13 protein-coding genes are annotated in these 17271 nt (G+C 63.0%); 8 read left to right on the top strand and 5 right to left on the bottom strand.

Annotation, left to right across the window (positions count from 1 at the left end):
* Positions 1 to 7: 7 nt before the first annotated feature.
* A complete protein-coding gene (locus J2W46_RS08475) occupies positions 8 to 3229 on the top strand; it encodes an efflux RND transporter permease subunit (RefSeq protein WP_020069211.1) in 3222 nt (1073 codons plus the stop codon).
* Between the two features lies 1 nt (position 3230).
* On the top strand, positions 3231 to 4760 hold the full coding sequence (locus J2W46_RS08470) for an efflux transporter outer membrane subunit (RefSeq protein WP_310352807.1): 1530 nt from the start codon (positions 3231 to 3233) through the stop codon (positions 4758 to 4760).
* A 152-nt stretch (positions 4761 to 4912) separates the two neighbouring features.
* Here J2W46_RS08470 and J2W46_RS08465 read toward each other — a convergent pair whose 3' ends face one another.
* Positions 4913 to 6322 (bottom strand): nucleobase:cation symporter-2 family protein, encoded by a 1410-nt coding sequence (locus J2W46_RS08465; RefSeq protein ID WP_020069209.1) that lies wholly within the window; start codon positions 6320 to 6322, stop codon positions 4913 to 4915.
* A 427-nt stretch (positions 6323 to 6749) separates the two neighbouring features.
* On the opposite strand from J2W46_RS08465, the gene J2W46_RS08460 reads away from it, so the two are divergent.
* From J2W46_RS08460 to fghA, 3 genes are all read left to right on the top strand, one after another.
* Entirely contained in the window at positions 6750 to 8216 is a 1467-nt protein-coding gene (locus J2W46_RS08460; protein WP_310352803.1) for a xylulokinase, read from the top strand.
* A 191-nt stretch (positions 8217 to 8407) separates the two neighbouring features.
* Positions 8408 to 9514, top strand: coding sequence for an S-(hydroxymethyl)glutathione dehydrogenase/class III alcohol dehydrogenase (locus J2W46_RS08455; RefSeq protein ID WP_310352800.1), 1107 nt, complete (start codon positions 8408 to 8410; stop codon positions 9512 to 9514).
* A gap of 38 nt (positions 9515 to 9552) precedes the next feature.
* A complete protein-coding gene (gene fghA / locus J2W46_RS08450; RefSeq protein WP_310352798.1) occupies positions 9553 to 10404 on the top strand; it encodes an S-formylglutathione hydrolase in 852 nt (283 codons plus the stop codon).
* A gap of 59 nt (positions 10405 to 10463) precedes the next feature.
* Here the strand turns inward: fghA and J2W46_RS08445 are convergent, their stop codons facing one another.
* Genes J2W46_RS08445 through J2W46_RS08430 form a run of 4 tightly spaced genes read right to left on the bottom strand, consistent with a single transcriptional unit; the run spans position 10464 to position 13674 of the window.
* Positions 10464 to 11246 (bottom strand): metal ABC transporter permease, encoded by a 783-nt coding sequence (locus J2W46_RS08445; RefSeq protein ID WP_020069204.1) that lies wholly within the window; start codon positions 11244 to 11246, stop codon positions 10464 to 10466.
* On the bottom strand, positions 11239 to 12207 hold the full coding sequence (locus tag J2W46_RS08440) for an ABC transporter ATP-binding protein (RefSeq protein ID WP_288825256.1): 969 nt from the start codon (positions 12205 to 12207) through the stop codon (positions 11239 to 11241). Before J2W46_RS08440 ends, J2W46_RS08445 begins: the two co-directional genes overlap by 8 nt.
* Entirely contained in the window at positions 12204 to 13145 is a 942-nt protein-coding gene (locus tag J2W46_RS08435) for a metal ABC transporter solute-binding protein (protein ID WP_310352795.1), read from the bottom strand. The genes J2W46_RS08440 and J2W46_RS08435 overlap by 4 nt, the downstream gene beginning before the upstream one ends.
* 52 nt (positions 13146 to 13197) lie before the next feature.
* Positions 13198 to 13674, bottom strand: a complete 477-nt coding sequence (locus J2W46_RS08430; RefSeq protein ID WP_087752923.1) for a Fur family transcriptional regulator — start codon at positions 13672 to 13674, stop codon at positions 13198 to 13200.
* A gap of 282 nt (positions 13675 to 13956) precedes the next feature.
* Here J2W46_RS08430 and J2W46_RS08425 point away from each other — a divergent pair, with 282 nt between their 5' ends.
* The 3 genes from J2W46_RS08425 to J2W46_RS08415 all read left to right on the top strand — a co-directional run bounded on the left by J2W46_RS08425 (position 13957) and on the right by J2W46_RS08415 (position 17267).
* Positions 13957 to 14739 carry an L-iditol 2-dehydrogenase gene (locus J2W46_RS08425; RefSeq protein WP_310352792.1) on the top strand — a complete coding sequence of 261 codons (783 nt, stop codon included), beginning with the start codon at positions 13957 to 13959 and terminating at the stop codon, positions 14737 to 14739.
* A gap of 80 nt (positions 14740 to 14819) precedes the next feature.
* A complete protein-coding gene (locus tag J2W46_RS08420) occupies positions 14820 to 16142 on the top strand; it encodes an ABC transporter substrate-binding protein (protein ID WP_020069199.1) in 1323 nt (440 codons plus the stop codon).
* Positions 16143 to 16331: 189 nt separating this feature from the next.
* Entirely contained in the window at positions 16332 to 17267 is a 936-nt protein-coding gene (locus J2W46_RS08415; protein WP_020069198.1) for a carbohydrate ABC transporter permease, read from the top strand.
* The last annotated feature ends 4 nt before the right edge of the window (positions 17268 to 17271 follow it).

The raw sequence follows: 17271 nt of genomic DNA, 5'->3' as shown, positions 1-17271 counted from the left end.
CCGCCACATGGCAAAGTTCTTCATTGATCGCCCGATTTTTGCATGGGTGATCGCCATCATTTTGATGCTCGCGGGTATCGCGTCGGTATTCACATTGCCGATCGCGCAATATCCGACCATCGCGCCGCCGGCTGTGCAGATCAGCGCAACGTATCCGGGCGCTTCGGCGAAGACGGTGGAAAACACCGTCACGCAGGTGATCGAGCAGCAGATGAGTGGTCTCGACCACTTGCTGTACCTGTCGTCCACTTCGGACGACTCGGGTACCGCAACCATCACGCTGACGTTCGCGGCCGGCACCAATCCTGACATCGCGCAGGTGCAGGTGCAGAACAAGCTGCAGCTCGCTACTCCGTTGCTGCCGCAAGCGGTTCAGCAACTGGGTACGAAGGTCACGAAGTCGAGCAGCAGCTTCCTGCTGGTCATGGCGTTCGTGTCCGAAGACGGCAGCATGAACAAGTACGACCTCGCGAACTACGTGGCGTCGAACATTCAGGACCCGGTCAGCCGTATCGACGGCGTGGGCACGGTCACGCTGTTCGGCTCGCAGTACGCAATGCGAATCTGGCTCGACGCGAACAAGCTGACCAACTTCGGCCTGACTCCCGTAGACGTGCAGACCGCGCTGCAGGCGCAGAACGTACAGGTTGCCGGCGGCTCGCTCGGCGGCACGCCGTCGGTGCCGGGGCAGGTGTTGCAGGCGACCATCACGGAAGCGACGCTGCTCAATACGCCCGAACAGTTCGGCAACGTGCTGCTGAAGGTCAATCCCGACGGTTCGCAGGTTCGTATCAAGGACGTCGCGCGCGTCGAGCTCGGTGGCGAGAACTACAACTTCGACACCAAGTACAACGGTCAGCCTACCGCCGGCTTCGGTATCCAGCTCGCCACCGGCGCGAATGCGCTCGCAACGGCGAAGGCAGTGCGCGCGAAGGTCGCCGAACTGTCGAAGTACTTCCCGCACGGCCTGGTCGTCCAGTATCCGTACGACACCACGCCGTTCGTGCGTCTGTCGATCGAGGAAGTGGTCAAGACACTGCTCGAAGGTATCGTGCTGGTGTTCCTGGTCATGTACCTGTTCCTGCAGAACCTGCGCGCCACGCTGATCCCGACCATCGCAGTTCCGGTGGTGCTGTTGGGCACGTTCGCGGTCATGAGCATGGTGGGCTTTTCGATCAACACGTTGTCCATGTTCGGGCTCGTGCTGGCAATCGGCCTCCTGGTGGACGACGCGATCGTGGTGGTGGAAAACGTCGAGCGGGTGATGGCGGAAGAGGGCTTATCGCCTCGTGAAGCCACCCGCAAGGCGATGGACCAGATTACCGGCGCGCTCGTCGGCGTGGCGCTCGTGCTGTCGGCGGTGTTCGTGCCGGTGGCGTTCTCGGGCGGTTCGGTCGGCGCTATTTACCGGCAATTCTCGCTGACTATCGTGGCGGCCATGGTGCTGTCGGTGCTGGTCGCGTTGATTCTGACGCCGGCTTTGTGCGCGACGATTCTCAAGCCGATTCCGCAAGGTCATCACGAAGAGAAGAAGGGTTTCTTCGGCTGGTTCAACCGGAACTTCAACAAGAGCCGCGACAAGTATCACTCGGGCGTGCACCACGTGATCAAGCGCTCGGGCCGCTGGCTCATCATCTACATGGTGGTGATCTTTGCGGTTGGTTTGCTGTTCGTGAAACTGCCGAAGTCGTTCCTGCCGGACGAAGACCAGGGCACGATGTTCGTGCTGGTGCAGACGCCTTCGGGTTCCACGCAGGAAACCACGGCGCGCGCGCTGAAAGACGTGTCGGACTATCTGCTCAACGGCGAGAAGGCGATTGTCGAATCCACCTTCACGGTGAACGGCTTCAGCTTCGCGGGCCGCGGCCAGAACGCCGGTCTCGTGTTCGTGCGGATGAAGGACTACGCGCAGCGTCAGCATGCGGATGAAAAGGTGCAGGCGCTGGTGGGCCGCCTCTTCATGCACTTCGGCAGCTACAAGGGTGCGCTCGTGTATCCGGTGAATCCGCCGTCCATTCCGGAACTCGGCACGGCTGCGGGCTTCGACTTCGAGCTGCAGGACCGCGCGGGTGTCGGCCACGAAAAGCTGATGCAAGCGCGCAACATGCTGCTCGGCATGGCCGCGCAAGATCCGACGCTGGCTCAGGTGCGTCCGAACGGCCTGAACGATACGCCGCAGTTCAAGGTGAACATCGACCACGAAAAGGCCTCGGCACTCGGCGTATCGCTGTCCGCAATCGACCAGACGTTCTCGATCGCGTGGGCGTCGCAATACGTGAACAACTTCCTCGACACCGACGGCCGGATCAAGAAGGTGTACCTGCAGGGCGATGCACCGTTCCGTATGACGCCGGAAGACCTGAACACCTGGTACGTGCGCAACACGGCAGGCGGCATGGTGCCGTTCTCGTCGTTCGCAAGCGGCCAGTGGACCTATGGTTCGCCGAAGCTCGAACGTTACAACGGTATTTCCGCGGTGGAAATCCAGGGCGCGGCGGCACCGGGCAAGTCGACGGGTCAGGCGATGACGGCAATGGAAGCGCTCGTGGCGAAGCTGCCCGCGGGTGTCGGCTACGAATGGACGGGCCTGTCGTTGCAGGAACGCCAGTCCGGTTCGCAGGCGCCGATCCTGTACGGCATCTCGATCCTCGTCGTGTTCCTGTGTCTCGCGGCGTTGTATGAGAGCTGGTCCATTCCGTTCTCCGTGATCATGGTGGTGCCGCTCGGCGTGATCGGCGCATTGCTGGCCGCTACGCTGCGTGGGCTCGAGAACGACGTGTTCTTCCAGGTTGGTCTTCTGACAACCGTGGGGCTCTCGGCGAAAAACGCGATCCTGATCGTCGAATTCGCGCGCGAATTGCAGCTGAGCGAGGGCATGGGTCCGGTCGAGGCCGCGTTGGAAGCGGCACGTCTGCGGCTGCGTCCGATTCTGATGACGTCGCTCGCGTTCATTCTCGGCGTGATGCCGCTCGCGATCAGTAACGGCGCGGGCTCGGCGAGCCAGCACGCAATCGGTACGGGCGTGATCGGCGGTATGTTGACGGCGACCTTCCTCGCGATTTTCATGATCCCGATGTTCTTCGTCGTGATCCGCGCGAAGTTCGGCGGCGACAAGGAAGACCCGGACGCGGCGCTCGCACACTACAACGAGCACCATCCGCATGATCCGCAAGGTGGCGGAGCGGCTGGCGGTTCCGACACCAATGGCTCGGGCAAGGACGGACATTGAGATGCAAAAACACTCTTTGATTGCAGTGGCGGTCGCGTTCCTCGCCGCCGGTTGCACGATGGCGCCGAAGTACGAACGCCCCGCCGCGCCGGTGACGAGCACGTTCCCGACCGGCGGCGTGTACGACACGCAGCCGGGCACGACGCAGCCTGGCGGGGCCGGTGCGCGCAGCGCGAACGGTCTCGCGGCGGCCGACATCGGCTGGCGCGATTTCTTCATCGATCCGCGCATGCAGCAGTTGATCGACATCGCGCTGAAGAACAACCGCGATTTGCGCGTGACGGTGCTGAACATGCAGGCGTCGCAGGCGCAGTTCCGGATCGTTCGCGCGGGGCTGTTCCCGACGCTCGACGCCGCGGCATCGCAAAGCAAACAGCGGACGCCGAAAGATCTGTCGGTGTTCGGCAATACGATTTCGAACTCGTATTCGGTCGGCCTGAACGCATCGTGGGAAATCGACTTCTTCGGGCGGATTCAAAGCCTGAAGGACCAGGCGTTGGCTCAGTACCTGGCCACGGCTCAAGCGCGCAAGGCGGCTGAAATCGCGTTGGTCTCGCAGGTGGCGAATCAGTACCTGACGGTGCTCGAACTCGACGATCTGCTGAAGGTTACGCAAGGTACGCTGAAGACCGCGCAGGAGTCGTTTCGCATCACGAAGCTGCAGTTCGACAACGGTACCGGCTCCGAACTCGATGTTCGCCAGGCGCAGACCGTGGTCGAGCAGGCCGAGGCGAACCTGCAAGCGCAGGCGCGTCTGCGGGCACAGGCGGAAAACGCGCTGGTGCTGCTGGTCGGCGAGCCGTTGCCCGCCGGCCTCGCGCCGGGCCTCACTTTGAACGACCAGAATCTGCTCACGGATATTCCGGCGGGTCTGCCGTCCGATCTGCTGACGCGTCGTCCCGATATCATGGAGGCCGAAGAGAATCTGCTTGCGGCCAACGCGAATATCGGCGCCGCGCGCGCGGCCTTCTTCCCGAAGGTTTCGCTCACGGGCAGCTTTGGCACGCTCAGCCCGACGCTCGGCGGCCTGTTCAAGCCGGGTTCGGCAGCGTGGAGTTTCGCGCCGTCGATCACGCTGCCAATCTTCGAAGGCGGTCAGAACATGGCCAACCTCGATCTCGCGAATATCCAGAAGAACGTCCAGATCGCCACGTACGAAAAGGCGATCCAGACGGCCTTCCGCGAGGTAGCAGACGCGCTAGCCGCGCGCGGCACATACGATCAGCAGATCCAGTCGCTCGAGCGCAACGCGTTTGCGGAACAGCGCCGGCTGGATCTGTCGGATCTGCGCTATACGAACGGGGTCGACAGTTACCTCGCGGTGCTGACCGCGCAGACCGCTTTGTATTCGGCGCAGCAGTCGTTGATTACTGCGCGCATGGAGCGTCTGCAGAACCTGGTGACGTTGTACCAGGCGCTCGGCGGCGGCTGGATCGAGCATAGCGGCGATCAGCCGCGTCCGGCCGACGCACCCGTGGACTACGGTGCAGCAAGTGCGCCCGCAGCGGCTTCGGCTGCGACCGCCGGCTGACCGTTACAGCAGTTCGACGGTTAAGCCACCGAAGAAAAACGCCACGGCATGCCGTGGCGTTTTCTTTTACAGCGGTGAGCGGGGCGCGCCTGCTTGCGAGGCATTGCAATAAAACCCCAAGCTTCACCGATTCAACGTCGGAGCCCTCACTTTCAATGCAGGTCCGCCGCGCGCAGCATTTCGTCGCGAGGCTGATCGTTGCCGCCGCGTCCATCGAAATCGTGGCCGGCCTTGCGGATTTCGCACTGCGCCTTCTTCTCGCTTTTGACGCCGTTGAAAATCAGATTCAGCACGACCGCGGATACCGAAGCCAGCAAGATCCCGCTATGCAGCAGCGGTGACAACGCGGGCGGGAGTCTGGAGAAGAAGTGTGGCGACACGACCGGTACGAGTCCCAGCCCGATACTCACCGCGACGATGAACAGGTTGTGGTGATTCCTTACGAAGTCGACTTTCGACAGCACCTTGATGCCATTGGCCGCGACCATGCCGAACATCACGATGCCTGCACCGCCGAGTACGAATGCCGGCACCGACGCGACCACTTGCGCCATCTTCGGAAACAGGCCGAGCAACACGAGGATCACGCCGCCCATCGCGCAGACAAAGCGGCTCTTCACGCCCGTGACGCCGATCAGGCCGACGTTCTGCGAGAACGACGTATGCGGAAACGAGTTGAAGATGCCGCCGATCAGCGTGCCGAGTCCGTCCACGCGCAGGCCGCGCACGAGCGCTTTCTGATCGACAGGACGATCGACCATGTCGCCGACCGCGAGGAACATGCCCGTCGATTCGATGAAGGTGACGAACATCACAGTGACCATGGTCGCAATCGACAACGGATCGAAGTGCGGCAGGCCGAAGTGGAACGGCATCACGAAGCCGACCCACGGTGCGTGCGTGACGCCTTCCATGTTGACCCGGCCGAGCGCCAGCGCGATCACGAAGCCCGCGACAATGCCGAGCAATACGGAAATATTCGCGATGAACCCCTTGGCGAACTTGTTGATGAGCAGGATCAGCATCAGCACGAGCAGCGACAGCCCGAGGTAGACCGGATTGCCGTAGTCGGGATTGCCCACGCCGCCGGCCGCCCAGTTAATGCCGACGCCCATCAGCGACAGACCGATCACCGAGATCACCACGCCGATCACCACCGGTGGAAAGAAGCGCAGCAGCTTGCCGACGGCCGGCGCAAGCAGGATGCCGATCACGCCGGCGGCAATCGTCGAGCCGAAGATGTCGAGAATGCCGAGCGACGGATTCGTGCCGATCGCGACCATCGGACCGACTGCGGCGAACGTGCAGCCCATGATGACCGGCAGGCGGATGCCGAAAATCCACAACCCGAGCGTCTGGATCAACGTGGCGATGCCGCACGAGAACAGGTCGGCGCTGATCAGAAACGCGATCTGGTCTTTCGGCAGTTTCAGCGCGGCGCCGACGATCAGCGGGACGGCGACAGCGCCCGCGTACATCACCAAAACGTGCTGGATGCCGAGGGTAAGCAACTGGCCCGCGGGCAGTCGCTCGTCGCACGGGTGAACCGTGTTCGATTGCATAACGTCTCTCTCCACAATCTAGTTTTGGGATGGACTCCAAGGTATCGGGGACGAAAAAGCGCAACAAGACCGCTGGGGCCTATTCCGGCATTCCCGGTGACGATATGCGCCAGCCCGTTTTGAAAGCCGGAATCGACGCGAGCGGCGGGGTCACCGGCGGTCAGCCCCTTGTAGCGGCGATGCGCGCGCGGTCGTGCGCATGCCCGAGCCGCCGCGATATATGTGAGAATCGATCAGGTGTATCCGGGCTGGCACATAGTCGTGTTTTCACGAAACTCGTTGCCGACCGGGGTTAACCCGCGATCTGGCCGCATTGCGCATGCTGCAGCCCTTGGTTTGCACACATCGCGCGACTGGCAAAAGTCGGCGCTCACGGCACGGTCTGCGTGCTCTCAATCACACCCTAACTGACGACGCTCCATCACTCATGAGCTTTCTCGGCATCGACCTCGGCACCGGCTCCCTCAAAGTTGCAATCGTCGATGAAGACGGCCATGAACGGGCCGCCGCGAGCGTCGCTTATGGTCTTGAGACGCCGCACGCCGGCTGGGCGGAGACGTCGGTGCAGACGTGGTGGCGCGCGCTGTGCGAAGCGGCTGCCCGCTTGCCCGACGGCTTGCGTCGCGAGGTCAAGGCGATCGGCTTGTCGGGGCAAATGCACGGCGTCGTGTTGATCGACGAAACCGGCAATGCCGTTCGGCCTGCCATGCTGTGGCCTGACACGCGCGCGCGGACTTTGCTCGAAGCGTGGCCCGAGCCGCAGCCCAACCCGGTGGCGCCAGGCATGGCCGGTCCGTTACTGCGCTGGATCGTGTTGCATGAACCGGAGTCCGCGCGCCGCACCCGCTGGGCACTTCAACCAAAAGACTGGTTGCGCGTCGCGCTGGGCGGGGCGGTCGCAACCGATCCGTCGGACGCCTGCGCGACTGCGCTCGCCGATCCGGATGGCACGTGGGACGCGGCGCTGACCGAACGGCTCGGCATTCCGCACGAGTGGTTGCCGCCGTTGGGGCCGTCTTATGCCGCCGCCGGCGTGTTGTCGCAGAACGCGGCGCAAGCCTTGGGTTTGCGCGCGGGGATCGTGCTTGCTACGGGTGCCGCCGACACCCCATGCGCTGCGCTCGGCAGCGGCATTGCACGCGACGGCGACGCGCTTCTGACGACGGGCACCGGTGGCCAGATCGTCGTACTCGCCGAACATGAGCCGCAGGCGGCTAAAGGCTTGCATCGTTATCGCGCGGCGAGCGATCACTGGTATCGGATGGCGGCCATGCAGAACGTAGGCATTGCACTCGAGCGCGCGCGCGGATGGCTATGCTACGAATGGAGCGACGCCTATGCCGAAGCCTTCGGCGAGCACGCGAACCACGGCTCGCAGATCAACGTCAACGCCGCCTCAGCGGCAGCGCCGCTGACCTTTCTTCCGTACCTCACAGGCGAGCGCACACCGTGGCTCAATCCCGCGGCGCGCGGCGGCTGGCTCGGCCTTGCTCTCGATCACACGCGCGGCGCGATGATGCGTGCCGCGTTCGAAGGCGTCGCTTTTTCGCTGCGCGCCGGGCTCGATGCGATCCGCGCGAGCGGCGCAACAGTGACGTCGTTGAAGCTCGCGGGAGGCGGTTCCGTTGATGCCCGCTGGCGCCAGTTGCTCGCCGATGCGCTGGATGCGGAACTGCACGCGGTCGATTGTCCGAATGCCGCCCCGCGCGGCGCGGCTATTCTCGGTGGCATTGCAAGCGGTCACTGGCATGTGCACGATCTCGCTGCGCTCGCGCCCGGTGCGACACACGTGGCGAGCCCGCGAGGCGATCGCGCGCTCGCTGAACGCTACGCACGTTTTCTCGATCTATATGGTCGCGTCGAATCATGGTTCGACGCACCCCCCGGTGCCTGATGAGCAGAGCGGTAATGTCACCTGCTGACAATGCCGCGACGCACTTTGCAATACCATGACGCTTTTCATGCGTTAGCCTGTAGCTCGCGCGGCGCAGGCATTGGCCGCAGCATGATCCCCGTATATTCGCGCGTCGCCATGTTGCAGGCGGCGACTCGCGTCGCATTCACAGACTCACAGGAGCATTCACGATGAAGACCAAAGCAGCAATCGCATGGAAAGCCGGCGCACCGTTGACGATCGAAGAAGTCGATCTCGAAGGACCGCGCGCAGGCGAAGTCCTGATCGAAGTGAAAGCGACGGGCATCTGCCACACCGACTACTACACGCTCTCGGGCGCCGATCCCGAAGGCATTTTCCCGGCGATTCTGGGCCACGAAGGCGCGGGCGTGATCGTCGATACGGGTCCGGGCGTCGGCACGCTTAAGAAGGGCGATCACGTCATTCCTCTTTACACGCCGGAATGCCGTCAGTGCAAGTTCTGTCTGTCGCGCAAGACCAACCTGTGTCAGGCGATCCGCTCGACGCAAGGCAAGGGCCTGATGCCCGACGCCACGTCGCGTTTCTCGCTGGACGGCAAGCCTTTGTTCCACTACATGGGCACGTCCACCTTTTCGAACTACATCGTCGTACCGGAGATCGCGGTTGCCAAGGTGCGTGAAGACGCGCCGTTCGACAAGATCTGCTATATCGGCTGCGGCGTGACGACGGGTGTCGGCGCGGTCGTGTATTCGGCGAAGGTGGAAGCGGGCGCGAATGTGGTCGTATTCGGGCTCGGCGGCATCGGTCTGAATGTGATTCAAGGCGCGAAGATGGTGGGCGCGGACAGGATCATTGGTGTGGACATCAATCCGGGTCGCGTGGAACTCGCGAAAAAATTCGGCATGACGCACTTCATCAACCCGAACGAAGTCGAGAATGTGGTCGATCACATCGTGCAGCTTACCGACGGCGGCGCGGATTATTCGTTCGAATGCATCGGCAATACGAAGGTGATGCGCCAGGCGCTCGAATGCACGCATAAGGGTTGGGGCCAGTCGTTCATTATCGGCGTGGCGGCGGCGGGCGAGGAGATCAGCACGCGTCCGTTCCAGCTCGTCACGGGCCGCGAGTGGAAGGGCTCCGCGTTCGGTGGCGCGCGTGGTCGGACCGACGTGCCGAAAATCGTCGACTGGTACATGGAAGGCAAGATCAATATCGACGACCTCATCACGCACCGTCTGCCGCTCGAGCGCATCAACGAGGGCTTCGACCTGATGAAGAAAGGCGAGTCGATCCGCTCGGTCGTGCTGTATTAACTCCGGCTCAATGAAGGCGACCTACAAGGAGCTAGACGATGCTTGAGCTACTGTCGTCGCACGCCTGTCATGGCGGCGCGCAGCGCTTTTACCGGCACGAGTCGCAGACCGTCGGCCTGCCCATGCGCTTCTCGGTGTATCTGCCGCCGCAGGCCCTGCAGCCAGATGCGAAGGTGCCCGCGCTGTTTTATCTCGCGGGGCTCACCTGTACCGAAGAGACCTTCCCGATCAAGGCCGGCGCGCAGCGCTTCGCCGCGCAACATGGCGTTGCGCTCGTCGCGCCGGATACGAGCCCGCGCGGCGCGGGTGTGCCGAATGAGAGCGCCGCATGGGACTTCGGCGTAGGCGCGGGCTTTTACGTCGATGCAACGCAGGAGCCGTGGGCGCGGCACTACCGGATGTACTCGTACGTGCGCGACGAGCTGCGTGAAACGGTGTTGAAGGAACTGCCCGTCGACGGTTCGCGGCTCGGCATCTTCGGGCATTCAATGGGCGGCCACGGCGCGTTAATGATGGCGCTGCGCAATCCGGACATCTATCGCTCGGTGTCGGCCTTCGCGCCGATCGCGGCGCCCACGCGTGCCCCTTGGGGCGAGAAAGCGTTTAGCGGCTATCTGGGTGAGAACCGCGAGACGTGGAAGGAATACGACGCAAGCGAACTCGTGCGGCGCGCATCGCGCCAGTTCGCGGAGGGGATTCTGGTCGATCAGGGACTCGCCGACCAGTTTCTCGCCGAGCAGCTGTACCCGGACGTGTTCGAAGCCGCATGCCGTGAGGCGGGCCAACCGCTGACGTTGCGCCGCCATGCGGGCTACGACCACGGCTATTACTTCATCTCGACCTTCATTCAGGAACACATCGCGCATCACGCGAAGGTCCTGGTCGGCTGAATCTTTTGTGCCGATGGCGGCGCCGTTGCGGGCCGCCATCCCATCTAGCGCCCTTGCGTTTAGCGGCGCTTCAGCAGACTTCCGCCATACACCACCGCCGACAGCGCAGTGATCCAGAAGCTGGTCGGCCAATCGGTATAAAACGCGAGCGTCACGCCGAGCCACGCCTGCAGCAACGCGAACGCGGCGGCGAGCACGAGGCCGGCGGAAAGCCGCGTCGTCATGTTTTGCGCGGCGGCGGCCGGTCCGACCATCAGCGTGAAGACCAGCAGCACGCCGACGATCTGCGTGCACGCGGCCACTGCGAGCGCGGCAATCGCGAGAAACAGCACCGACACGAGACGCAACGACACGCCTTTTGCTTCGGCCAATTCAGGCTGCAGCGAAGCAAACAGCAACGGGCGCATGATCGCCGCGAGCGCGAGCAGGCTGACTACGCCCAAGGCCGCCAGCACAGCGAGCGTCGACTCGTTTACGCCGAGCACGTTGCCGAACAGCAGCGCTGTGACCTGCGTCGCGTAGGCGGTGAAAAAGTGCAGAAACAGCAGGCCGAAGCCGAGCGACAGCGACAGGATCACGCCGATCGCCACGTCGCGGCCGGCAAGGCGCTCGCCTAGTGCGCCCATGCCGACGCCGGCCGCGAGCGTGAAGCCGACCATGCCCCAGATCGGCGAAATGCCGATCAGCACGGCGCCGGTCGCGCCAGTGAAGCCGACGTGCGAAAGCGCGTGGCCGGCGAAGGTCTGTCCGCGCATCACGAGAAAATAGCCGACCACGCCCGCGAGCACCGCGACGATTCCCGACGCGGCGAACGCGTTCACCATGAAGTCGTATTCAAACATCGTGCTTATGTCCGTCGCGTGAGTCGTGCTGGTGTGAGTGGCCGTGCGCGGGTCCGTGCGAGGTTCCGTGCGAATGACCATGGGAATGCGAGTGGCCGCCGTTCCCGTCGTGTTCATGTTCGTGATCGTGCTTTTCTACTTCGACGCCGCCCGACATCACGAAGATGCGGCCGTTCACGCGCATCACGTCGATGGGCGAACCGTAGAGGCGCGACAGCACGGGCCGGGTGATGACCTCGTCGACGGTGCCGAGCGCGGCCACGCCGCTGCCGAGATACAGCACGCGATCGAGCGAGTTGAGCAGCGGATTCAGTTCGTGCGCCGAGAACAGCACGGCAATGCCGAGTTCCTGCTGCACGCGCCGCACGAGTTCGACGACGCTCTTCTGATGATGCGGGTCGAGGCTGATGAGCGGTTCGTCGAGCAGCAGCAGTTTCGGCGCGCCGAGCAGACATTGCGCGAGCAGCAGGCGCTGCCGCTCTCCGCCCGAGAGTTCGGACAACGGGCGCTCAGCAAGCTTTCGGCCGTCGACCAGTTCGAGCACGCGCTCGACGTCCGCGCGCGTCCTGGCGTCCGCGTGCGGTAGTCCCCAACGGTGGCCGTCGGCCGCCATTGCCACGAAATCGCGGCCACGCACGCGCCGTCCGGCGAGCGCGCTGCGCGTTTGCGGCATATAACCGATCGACGCGTTGCCGCGCTCCACCGGCTGCCCCAGCACGCGGATCGAGCCGCTTGCAGCCGGTACGAGGCCGAGCACCGCGCGCATCAGCGTGGTCTTGCCGGCGCCGTTCGGCCCCAGTACGCCGATGAATTCGCCCTGATTCACGACGAAGCCGGCATCGCGCAAGATCGTGCGGTCCCCGAGTTCGAGCGTGACGTGATCGACCTCGAGCACGGGCGCGCGGCTCGTAGCTGCGCTTGCTGACAGATTGGCTGGCGTGCTGCGGCCAGTGACATTCATTGCGTTTTTCCTTTGACGCTGGCCGCCGCCGCATTCGCACCGGCCGCGTCGCCTTGGGCGAGCGCTGCGCCGAGCGCGTCGAGCTGCGAGAGCATCCACGTCTGATACGTCTTACCCGCGGGCTCGGTCTCGGTGACGCTCATGGTCGGCACCTTCGATTGCTGCGCGAGCTTCAACATGCGTTTGGTCAGTGCCTCGGTTGCCTGGCTGTTATAGATCAGCACGCGCACGCGCTTTTCACGCAGATCGCGTTCGAACGCGGCGATGTCGGACGCGCTCGCTTCGGTTTCGTTCATTGCCGCCAGCTGAAAGCGCATGTTGCGCATGCTCAGCCCGATTGCGTCCGACATATAGCCAAACACCGGCTCCGTTGCCGTGACCGGCGTGCCCGTGTAACGCGCATGCAACTCGGCAACCTTCGCCTCCACCGGTTTCAGCGAATCCAGAAACTTCGCGAGATTCGCATCGTACGCCGACTTGTGCGCCGGGTCAGCCGCGACGAGCGCCTCGTTTACCGCGCGCGCCACCTTGGGCATGGTCGACGGGTCGTACCAGAGATGCGGATTGTCGCCGCTCTTCTTGCCGGTAAGGTCGGCCGCGACGATCGTCGCGCGCTTCGTGCCTTTCAAAGCCGCGAGCAGTTTCACCATCCACGGATCGTAGTCGGCACCGTTGTAGACCACGATGCTCGCGTGTTGCAACGCGCGAGCCGTCTTCGGGCTGGCTTCGAACAGATGCGGGTCCTGGTCCGGATTGCTGAGAATGCTGGTCACGTCGACGCGCTCGCCGCCGAGTTGCTGCACCACGTCGCCATAAAAATTTTCTGCGGCGACCACCGGGATTTTCGCATCCGCGGCAAATGCTGCCTGGCTTAACGCGAAGGCGGCTGTAACCGCGGCGACATACTTCGAGAACAACCTCGTGCCGGTCTTCTTCATTATGTGTCCTGCTGCGTGAGGGTTGAATGAATTGCAAACGTGAAGCGTTGGCTCATGTGGACGCAGTGGCGCGCGACGCGCGTGCGCACCGTGCGCAAAGACCGCTCAATTCGACGACCGCTCGGTGTACCTCGAAGCCGTGTGCCGGGGCGCTATGCGACAGCTGCCCGGTGAGGGCGTCGCCCGGAATCTCGACGGTCGCGCCGCAGCGGTCGCACATTAGAAACTGGCTGCAGTGCGGCACGCCGACCTCGCAGCAGGCGACAAACGCATTCTTCGACTCGATGCGATGCACGAAGCCATGCGCGAGCAGAAAATCGAGCGCGCGATAGACCGTGGTGGGCGGCACGCGGCCGCGCTGCGGTTCGAGCGCGGCAAGCAACTCGTAGGCGCCGACAGGCCGTTCGCTCGCGACAATCGCGGCATACACCTGACGCCGCAGCGGGGTCAGGGCCAAGCCATGCAACGCGGCATGCGCTTCGGCATGCGCGAGCCGCACAGCATGATGTTCTGCAGTCGAGGTAGCCATCAGCGCGAATCTCCTTATCGGTGACGTCAGGCGGATGTAAGGGCGGCTCGTGACGCGAGGTCGCAATGATATAACGTATCTAATTTTTTTGTCACCGGTCGGACGCAGGAGCGCCGCAACTGTCGGACGCGCTCGTTCCGCGCTGCACCATCGAAATCTGAGAGAGCGCCTTGACATGACCCGGTGCGTATCCGATCATTCGATCACAAACAGAGCAATTGATCGCGCAATGAGCGTTCGCTCACCGCGCCTCCAAAAAGCGAAACGAATCGGAGACAAAGCGTGTCGGCACGATTGCAAGACAAGGTGGCCATCCTCACAGGCGCAGCAAGCGGAATCGGCGAAGCCGTGGCGCGGCGTTATCTGGACGAAGGCGCGCAATGCGTGCTTGTGGACGTGAAGCCGGCTGACAGTTTCGGCGACACGCTGCGCGCCGCATACGGCGAGCGCGTGCTCGCGGTCAGCGCGGATGTCACTCGCCGCGAGGACATCGAGCGCATCGTGGCGAGCACGCTGGAGCGCTTCGGCCACGTGGATATCCTGTTCAACAATGCGGCGCTGTTCGATATGCGCCCGATCCTCGACGAATCCTGGGACGTGTTCGACCGCCTCTTCGCGGTCAACGTGAAGGGCATGTTCTTCCTCATGCAAGCCGTTGCACGGCAGATGGTCGAGCAAGGCCGCGGCGGCAAGATCATCAATATGTCGTCGCAAGCGGGGCGGCGCGGAGAAGCACTCGTGTCGCATTACTGCGCGACGAAAGCGGCCGTCCTCAGCTACACGCAATCTGCTGCATTGGCGCTCGCGCCGCACAAGATCAACGTGAACGGCATCGCGCCGGGTGTCGTCGATACGCCGATGTGGAAAGAAGTGGACGCGCTTTTCGCCCGCTATGAGAACCGGCCGCTCGGCGAGAAGAAGCGCCTCGTCGGCGAAGCGGTGCCGCTTGGGCGCATGGGCGTGCCCGACGATCTGACCGGAGCGGCACTATTCCTCGCATCCGCGGATGCAGACTACATCACTGCGCAAACCCTGAACGTCGACGGCGGAAACTGGATGAGTTGAGCGGCTGAACCCGCGTTATCCAGCGTCATTTTCGTAGAACAAACGCAGCATCACATAACGCACGAGAAAGGAGACAACACATGAAACCAGCCCTCAAATCCGCGCTCAAGGCGGTTAGCGCAGGCGCCGCTGCATGCTTCGCGCTGAGTGCGTCGGCGGCCACGGTGACGATCGCGACGCTGAACAATCCGGACATGATCGAGCTGAAGAAGCTGTCGCCCGAATTCGAAAAGGCGAATCCGGACATCAAGCTGAACTGGGTGATTCTCGAAGAAAACGTGCTGCGTCAGCGCGCCACGACGGACATCACCACCGGCAGCGGCCAGTTCGACGTGATGACGATCGGCGCGTACGAAACACCGCAGTGGGGCAAGCGCGGCTGGCTCACGCCGCTCACGAACCTGCCCGCCGATTACGATCTGAACGACGTCGTGAAGACGGCCCGCGACGGCCTCTCTGCCGGCGGCCAGTTGTATGCGCTGCCGTTTTACGTCGAAAGCTCGATGACGTATTACCGCAAGGACCTGTTCGCGGCGAAGGGCCTGAAAATGCCTGACCAGCCGACCTACGACCAGATTGCGCAATTCGCCGACAAGCTCACCGACAAGGCCAACGGCATGTACGGCATCTGCTTGCGCGGCAAGGCCGGCTGGGGCGAAAACATGGCGTATGGCACGACCGTGGTGAACACGTTCGGCGGCCGCTGGTTCGACGAAAAGTGGCATGCGCAACTCACTTCGCCGGAATGGAAGAAGGCGATCACGTTCTATGTCGATCTGTTGAAGAAGAACGGCCCGCCGGGAGCGAGCTCGAACGGCTTCAACGAAAACCTGACGCTGATGTCCTCGGGCAAGTGCGCAATGTGGATCGACGCGACGGTGGCCGCGGGCATGCTGTACAACAAACAGCAGTCGCAGATCGCGGACAAGGTCGGTTTTGCCGCGGCGCCAATCGCGGTTACGCCGAAGGGTTCGCACTGGCTGTGGGCGTGGGCGTTGGCGATTCCGAAGTCCTCCAAGCAGGCTGACGCAGCGAAGAAGTTCATCACGTGGGCCACGTCGAAGCAGTACATCGAGCTCGTCGCGAAAGATGAAGGCTGGGCGTCAGTGCCGCCTGGAACGCGCCAATCGACGTACGCACGCCCCGAGTACAAGCAGGCCGCGCCGTTCGGCGACTTCGTGCTCAAGGCGATCGAAACGGCCGATCCGGAGCATCCGACGGCGAAGCCCGTGCCGTACACCGGTGTGCAATTCGTTGGGATACCTGAATTCCAGTCGTTCGGCACCGTGGTCGGTCAAAGCATCTCCGGCGCGATTGCCGGTCAGATGACGGTCGACCAGGCGCTGGCGGCAGGCCAGGCCACCGCGGATCGCGCGGTGAAGCAGGCCGGGTATCAGAAGTAACGAAGAGTAGATCGGAAAGCTCGCCACTGGAGTTACGTGGCGCGTGCCGGCTGACGCCCGTCAGCCGGCTCACGCAGCACAGCGGGCCGTCACGGCCGCGCATACGCCGCAACGCCGCCTCGTCTTCATAGCGAAATGGCGATTCATGCGGTCCGTGCCGCCCGCGCATTACCGAACAGGTGGTCAATCATGCGTCCTCTGCGCCTGCCTCTCATGCATGCCCATCCCCAGACAGAAAAAGAACGCGAAGTCCGCAAAGCCAATTCCGCGCGCTGGCTCGTGTCGCCGTCGGTCGCGGTGCTGTTGCTGTGGATGACGATTCCGCTCGCGATGACGATCTGGTTCTCGTTCTCGCGCTACAACCTGCTGAATCCCGACCTGAAGGGTTTCGCCGGTTTCGACAACTATCAGTTTCTGGCCAGCGATCCGTCGTTCGGCCCGTCGATCGGCCATACGTTGCAACTGATCGTGTCGGTGCTCGTGATTACGGTGGTCGGCGGCGTGCTGATGGCGATTCTGTTCGACCGCAAGTTCTACGGGCAGGGCGTTGCGCGGCTGCTGGCTATCGCGCCGTTCTTCGTGATGCCTACGGTCAGCGCGCTGATCTGGAAGAACATGATCCTGCATCCGGTCTACGGCCTCGTCGCGAGCGGCATGCGCGCGATCGGCCTGCAGCCGATCGACTGGTTCGCCGAGTATCCGTTGACTGCGGTCATCATGATCGTCGCGTGGCAATGGCTGCCGTTCGCGTTTCTGATTCTCTTCACGGCGATCCAGTCGCTCGATCAGGAGCAGAAGGAAGCGGCGCGCATCGACGGAGCGGGTCCATTCTCCATGTTCTTCTACATCACGCTGCCACACCTGAAACGTGCGATTGCCGTGGTGGTGATGATGGAGACGATTTTCCTGCTGTCCATCTTTGCTGAAATCTATACGACGACCGGCGGCGGTCCCGGCACTGCGACCACCAACCTGTCGTACCTGATCTATTCGCTCGGCCTTCAACAGTTCGACGTCGGTCTCGCCTCGGCGGGCGGCATTCTCGCTGTCGTGCTGGCCAATATCGTGTCGTTCTTCCTCGTGCGGATGCTCGCGAAGAACCTCAAAGGGGAGTACGAAAAATGAGCCA

Origin of the sequence: Paraburkholderia strydomiana (assembly GCF_031456815.1) — a bacterium.
Lineage (GTDB): Bacteria > Pseudomonadota > Gammaproteobacteria > Burkholderiales > Burkholderiaceae > Paraburkholderia > Paraburkholderia caledonica.
This window is presented reverse-complemented; position numbering and strand designations above follow the sequence as displayed.

Coding starts and splice junctions, on each gene's coding strand:
- J2W46_RS08475 (WP_020069211.1), top strand. CDS start 8: ATGGCAAAGTTCTTCATTGATCGCCCGATTTTTGCATGGGTGATCGCC.
- J2W46_RS08470 (WP_310352807.1), top strand. CDS start 3,231: ATGCAAAAACACTCTTTGATTGCAGTGGCGGTCGCGTTCCTCGCCGCC.
- J2W46_RS08465 (WP_020069209.1), bottom strand. CDS start 6,322: ATGCAATCGAACACGGTTCACCCGTGCGACGAGCGACTGCCCGCGGGC.
- J2W46_RS08460 (WP_310352803.1), top strand. CDS start 6,750: ATGAGCTTTCTCGGCATCGACCTCGGCACCGGCTCCCTCAAAGTTGCA.
- J2W46_RS08455 (WP_310352800.1), top strand. CDS start 8,408: ATGAAGACCAAAGCAGCAATCGCATGGAAAGCCGGCGCACCGTTGACG.
- fghA (WP_310352798.1), top strand. CDS start 9,553: ATGCTTGAGCTACTGTCGTCGCACGCCTGTCATGGCGGCGCGCAGCGC.
- J2W46_RS08445 (WP_020069204.1), bottom strand. CDS start 11,246: ATGTTTGAATACGACTTCATGGTGAACGCGTTCGCCGCGTCGGGAATC.
- J2W46_RS08440 (WP_288825256.1), bottom strand. CDS start 12,207: ATGAATGTCACTGGCCGCAGCACGCCAGCCAATCTGTCAGCAAGCGCA.
- J2W46_RS08435 (WP_310352795.1), bottom strand. CDS start 13,145: ATGAAGAAGACCGGCACGAGGTTGTTCTCGAAGTATGTCGCCGCGGTT.
- J2W46_RS08430 (WP_087752923.1), bottom strand. CDS start 13,674: ATGGCTACCTCGACTGCAGAACATCATGCTGTGCGGCTCGCGCATGCC.
- J2W46_RS08420 (WP_020069199.1), top strand. CDS start 14,820: ATGAAACCAGCCCTCAAATCCGCGCTCAAGGCGGTTAGCGCAGGCGCC.
- J2W46_RS08415 (WP_020069198.1), top strand. CDS start 16,332: ATGCGTCCTCTGCGCCTGCCTCTCATGCATGCCCATCCCCAGACAGAA.